The following is a 4,884-nucleotide window of genomic DNA, read 5'->3' on the forward strand; positions in this document are numbered from 1 at the left end:
GAGCAGGGCCGCCACCTCGGCCCCGGCGGAGGTGCCGACCAGGACGTCGGCCTTCCTCGGCTCCCCCGGGCTGGCCCGACGCGCCCTGCGCGGGGCCGCCCCCGCCATGGCCGGGCTCTCCGGGCTGCTGCCCCAGGGCCGCGGCGACACCCGCTGGCTGGCGGCGCTCGCGGACTCCCTCGTCCCCGCCGGGCAGTGGGTCCCGCATCCGGCGACCTGGCTGGTGGCGACCGACTTCGACACGGGCCGCCGTACGGTCTTCGGGCACCCCGACACGCACCCGGCCGCCCTGCGGGACGCGCTCCGGGCGTCCTGGGCGGTGCCGGGCTGGTTCCCGCCCGTGCGCATCGGGGGCGGGCGGTACGCCGACGGCGGCATCCTCTCCACCGCCTCCGCCGACCTGCTCGTGCCGAGCGGACTCGACGAGGTGTACGTCGTCGCGCCGATGAGCTCCCGCTCCCCCGGCCCGCGCCGCGGGCTCGGCCGGGCGGAGGCCCTGCTGCGCCGGGCGATGACCCGCACCCTCGACGCGGAGTGCGCCGCGCTGCGGGCGACGGGCACCCGGGTCGTCCGGATCGAGCCCGACGCCGCCGACCTGGAGGTGATGGGCGGCAACTTCATGGACCCCCGACGCCGCCTGACGGTCCTGGAGACCGCCCTGCGCACGACACGGGCCCACGTCCGCGAGGCGCTCCGCGAAGCCGCCCACGACACCGCCGGTGACGCCGCCGGTGACGCCGTACCCGCCGCCGACGCCCGGACGACAGGAGCCTGAGATGCCGCACCCCGAGAACCCCGCGACCCCCGAAAATCCCGCGAGCCGCGCGAACCGCGAAGCCCCCGAGAGCACCGCGGCCCCAGAAAACACCGAGAGCCCCGAATCGCCCGAGCCTCCCCACCACCCGGCCCACGCCGTCATCCGCCGGACCCACCACGTCGAGGCCCTGATCATCGGCAGCGGCCTCTCCGGCATCGGCGCGGCGATCAAGCTGCGCGAGGCGGGGGTCCGCGACCTGGTCCTCGTCGAGAAGGCGGACGACCTCGGCGGCACCTGGCGCGACAACACCTACCCGGGCTGCGCCTGCGACGTGCCCTCCGCCCTCTACTCGTACTCCTTCGCACCCAACCCGGAGTGGACCCGGGCCTTCGCCGGCCAGCCCGAGATCCGCTCCTACCTCCGGAACACGGCCGCCGCGTACGGCATCACGCCCCTCATCCGCTACGGCACCGAGGTCACCCGCGCGCAGTGGAACCCGGCGGCCGCCCGCTGGCACGTCGAGACGACCCGCGGCACCTACACCACCCGCTTCCTGATCTCGGCGGCCGGACCCTGGCACGAACCGCTGCTCCCCGACATACCCGGCCTCGCCGACTTCCCCGGTGAGGTCTTCCACTCCTCGCGCTGGCGCCACGACGTCGACCTCACCGGCGCCCGGGTGGCCGTCGTCGGCAGCGGCGCCTCGGCCGTGCAGTTCGTGCCGGCGATCCAGCCCCGCGTCGGCCGGCTGCACCTGTTCCAGCGCACCGCCCAGTGGGTGCTGCCCAAGCCCGACCACCCGGTGCCAGGCGCCGAACGCCGGCTGCTGCGGACCGTCCCCGGAGCCCAACGGGCACTGCGCGCGGCGGAGTACGCGGCGCTGGAGACCCTCGGCGTCGGCTTCCGCCACCCGGCCCTGCTGCGCGCGGTACAGAAGGTGGGCAGCCTTCACCTCCGGGCCGCCGTCAAGGACCCCCACCTGCGCCGGGCCCTGACCCCCGACTACACCCTGGGCTGCAAACGCCTCCTGCTCTCCAACACCTACTATCCGGCCCTGACCAGGCCCAACGTCGCCGTCCACGCGACGGCGGTGAAGGCCGTCGAGGGCGGCAGCGTCCTCGGCGCCGACGGCAGCCGCGCCGACGTCGACGCGATCATCCTGGGCACCGGTTTCCACATCCTCGACATGCCCATCGCCCGCCGGGTGTTCGACGCCGACGGCACCAGCCTCGACGACCAGTGGAAGGGCAGCCCGGACGCCTACCTCGGCACCACCGTCAGCGGCTTCCCGAACGCGTTCGTCCTCCTCGGCCCGCACCTGGGCACCGGCCACTCCTCCGCGTACGCGGTCCTCGAAGCCCAACTGGCGTATGTGGCGGGCGCGGTACGGCACTTCCGCGCGGCGGGCTGGACCCGCCTGGACGTACGCCCCGAGGTCCAGGCCGCCTTCAACGCCGAGGTCCAGCAGGCCCTCCCGTCGACCGTCTACAACGCGGGCGGCTGCTCCAGCTACTACCTGGACGACAACGGCGTGAACAGCTTCAGCTGGCCGTGGTCGACGGGCCGTATGCGCCGACGGCTGGCCCGCTTCGACCCCGAGGCCTACGAGGTCATGGGGGCCGTCGACTGAGGCCGCGACCCGCCGCCCCCGCCGCCCCCGAGGGCCGCGATCAGGAACGAGACACCGGTCGTCACCGCGATCGTCCCCAGCATCACCATCGTCACGCCGATGACGTAGAGGCCGCTGGCGTCGTCCGACCAGTCGTAGAAGGAGGCCGCCGTCAGGCCGATCGTGGTGCCGGCCACGGCGCCGGTGATGTGCCGTCGTGACGCGGCCCAGAACACCGGCACCAGCAGGGTCAGCACCAGGCCGATCACCTGCCACGCCTCGTACGGGCCGGTCGACGAACCGTCAGGATGCAGGTCGCGCTGCTGGTCCCAGCCCAGCCAGAGGGCCCAGAGGGCGAGGGCGGCCACGGCCGTCGCGAGGGCCGGCAGCAGCCGGGAGGCGGTCTTGAGGAGTCGTTCGCTCATGAACCCAGCCTCCCGGCACGGCTCTTCTGCGCCCAGAGCGCACGTACTCAGCTCCACCCGAGTACCTGAGCGGTCCGCCCCAGGGCCGTCGCAAGGGCCCTAAGCGGGTGAAGCCCGGTCCCGTTCTCCCGGTGCGGGGCGTGTGCGGGGCATGGATGAAGCCCCCGGCCCCACCCGGCCGAGTCGGCGGACACGACGCGCTGGAGTTGAGCGATGAACGCGATGAAGCAGAGCCATGAGACGGGGCGGAGCCCCGAGACGCGGCAGAGGCCCGATCGGACCGGTCCCACCGGCAGCCGCACCCAACCCGCGACCGTTCCGGTCCTCGTCGTCGGGGGTTCCCTCGTCGGCCTGTCGACCTCGGTGTTCCTGGGCCGCCTCGGGGTGCCGCACACCCTGGTGGAGCGGCACGCCGGCACCTCCATCCACCCGCGCGGCCGGGGCAACAACGTCCGCACGATGGAGCTGTTCCGGGCGGCCGGTGTCGAGCAGGGCATCCGTCGGGCCGCCGCCACCCTGTCCGGCAACCACGGCATCCTCCAGACGCCCACCCTCGTCGGCGACGCGGGCGAGTGGCTCTTCAAGGAGATCGACGCGGGCGGCGGACTCGCCCGGTTCAGCCCCAGTTCCTGGTGCCTGTGCAGCCAGAACGACCTGGAGCCGGTGCTGCGGGAGCACGCCGAACGGCTCGGCGGCGACCTGCGCTACAACACCGAACTGCTGTCGTTCGACAGTGACTCCTCCGGTGTCACCGCGATCGTCAAGAGCCGCGAGACCGGCGAGCACACCACCGTCCGCGCCGACTACCTCGTCGCCGCCGACGGCCCCCGCAGCCCGATCCGCGAGCAGCTCGGCATCGGCCAGGGCGGCCCCGGCGACCTGTTCCACAACGTCAGCGTCACCTTCCGCTCCCGCGGTCTCGCCGAGGTCGTCGGCGACCGCCTCTTCATCGTCTGCTACCTGACGAACCCCGACGCCGACGGGGCGCTGCTGCCCGTGGACAACCGGGAGAACTGGGTCTTCCACCTGCCCTGGCACCCTGAACACGGGGAAACCCTGGAGGAGTTCACCGAGGAGCGGTGCGTCGAGCACATCCGCCGCGCGATCGGGGTGGCGGACCTCGACGTCGAGATCACCGGCAAGGCCCCCTGGCACGCCGCCCAGCGCGTCGCCCGCGGCTACCGGTCGGGCCGGGTCTTCCTGGCCGGCGACTCGGCCCACGAGATGTCCCCCACCGGGGCCTTCGGCTCCAACACCGGTATCCAGGACGCCCACAACCTCGCCTGGAAGCTGGCGGCCGTGCTCGGCGGCTGGGCCGGGGACCGCCTGCTGGACACGTACGACGCCGAGCGGCGTCCGGTGGCGGAGGCGACCAGCGCCCGTGCCGCCGCCCGGTCCGTGGAGCACAGCCATCCCGGCTTCGCCCCGGCCCCCGGCGTCGGCGGTGGCGGCGGCCCGCAGCGCGGCATCCTCAACGTGGCCCTCGGCTACCGCTATCCGCAGGGTGCCGTCCTCGGCGCCGACCCCGCGTCCCCGGTCGTCCCGGAACGCCTCGACCTGTCCGGCGCCCCGGGCAGCAGGGCGCCCCACATGGAGGTACGGCACCGGGGTGAGCACATCTCCACGCTGGACCTCTACGAGCGTTCCCTCGTCCTGCTCAGCGACGCCGGCACGGACGGCGCGTCGGCCGGCTGGCACGAGGCCGCCCTCCGGCTGGCCGAGACGCTGTCCGTGCCCCTGACGCCGTACCGGATCGGCGACGGGCCCGCCGCCGACCTGACGCCCGCGGGCGAGGCGGACTGGGCGGCGGTCCACGGGACGGCACCCGGCGGCGCCGTACTCGTCCGGCCCGACGGGTTCGTGGCCTGGCGGGCGGCGGGCCCGGCCCCGGACGCCGAAGCGGCGCTGCGGGAGGTCCTGACCACGCTGCTGGCGAGGGCCTGAATCCTTTCCCCGGACGCGGGCCTGAATCCGTTCCTCCGGACGCAGGTCTGAGGCCGTTGCCCCGGACGCAGGTCTGCGCCCTCCCACCCGTGAACTCGCCCGACGGGAGGGCGGGTTCACCCGAGTGATCGTCTTGAGTGGTGGGGGCG

At 74.2% G+C, this 4,884-nt stretch carries 4 protein-coding genes; 3 read left to right on the forward strand and 1 reads right to left on the reverse strand.

Going from position 1 to position 4,884, the window contains the following annotated elements:
- A partial coding sequence (locus P1P70_RS40710) for a patatin-like phospholipase family protein (protein ID WP_319246936.1) occupies positions 1–775 on the forward strand: 775 nt, incomplete at its 5' end.
- Position 776: 1 nt separating this feature from the next.
- Positions 777–2,387, forward strand: coding sequence for an NAD(P)/FAD-dependent oxidoreductase (locus tag P1P70_RS40715; RefSeq protein ID WP_319246937.1), 1,611 nt, complete (start codon positions 777–779; stop codon positions 2,385–2,387).
- Here P1P70_RS40715 and P1P70_RS40720 read toward each other — a convergent pair.
- A complete protein-coding gene (locus tag P1P70_RS40720; RefSeq protein WP_319246939.1) occupies positions 2,360–2,791 on the reverse strand; it encodes a hypothetical protein in 432 nt (143 codons plus the stop codon). The genes P1P70_RS40715 and P1P70_RS40720 overlap by 28 nt on opposite strands.
- A gap of 213 nt (positions 2,792–3,004) precedes the next feature.
- Here P1P70_RS40720 and P1P70_RS40725 point away from each other — a divergent pair, with 213 nt between their 5' ends.
- The gene (locus P1P70_RS40725; protein WP_319246941.1) at positions 3,005–4,735 is read left to right on the forward strand and encodes an FAD-dependent monooxygenase; all 1,731 of its coding nucleotides are present in this window, start codon (positions 3,005–3,007) and stop codon (positions 4,733–4,735) included.
- The last annotated feature ends 149 nt before the right edge of the window (positions 4,736–4,884 follow it).

Source organism: Streptomyces sp. MB09-02B (assembly GCF_033794485.1).
In the GTDB taxonomy this organism is placed as follows: Bacteria; Actinomycetota; Actinomycetes; order Streptomycetales; family Streptomycetaceae; genus Streptomyces.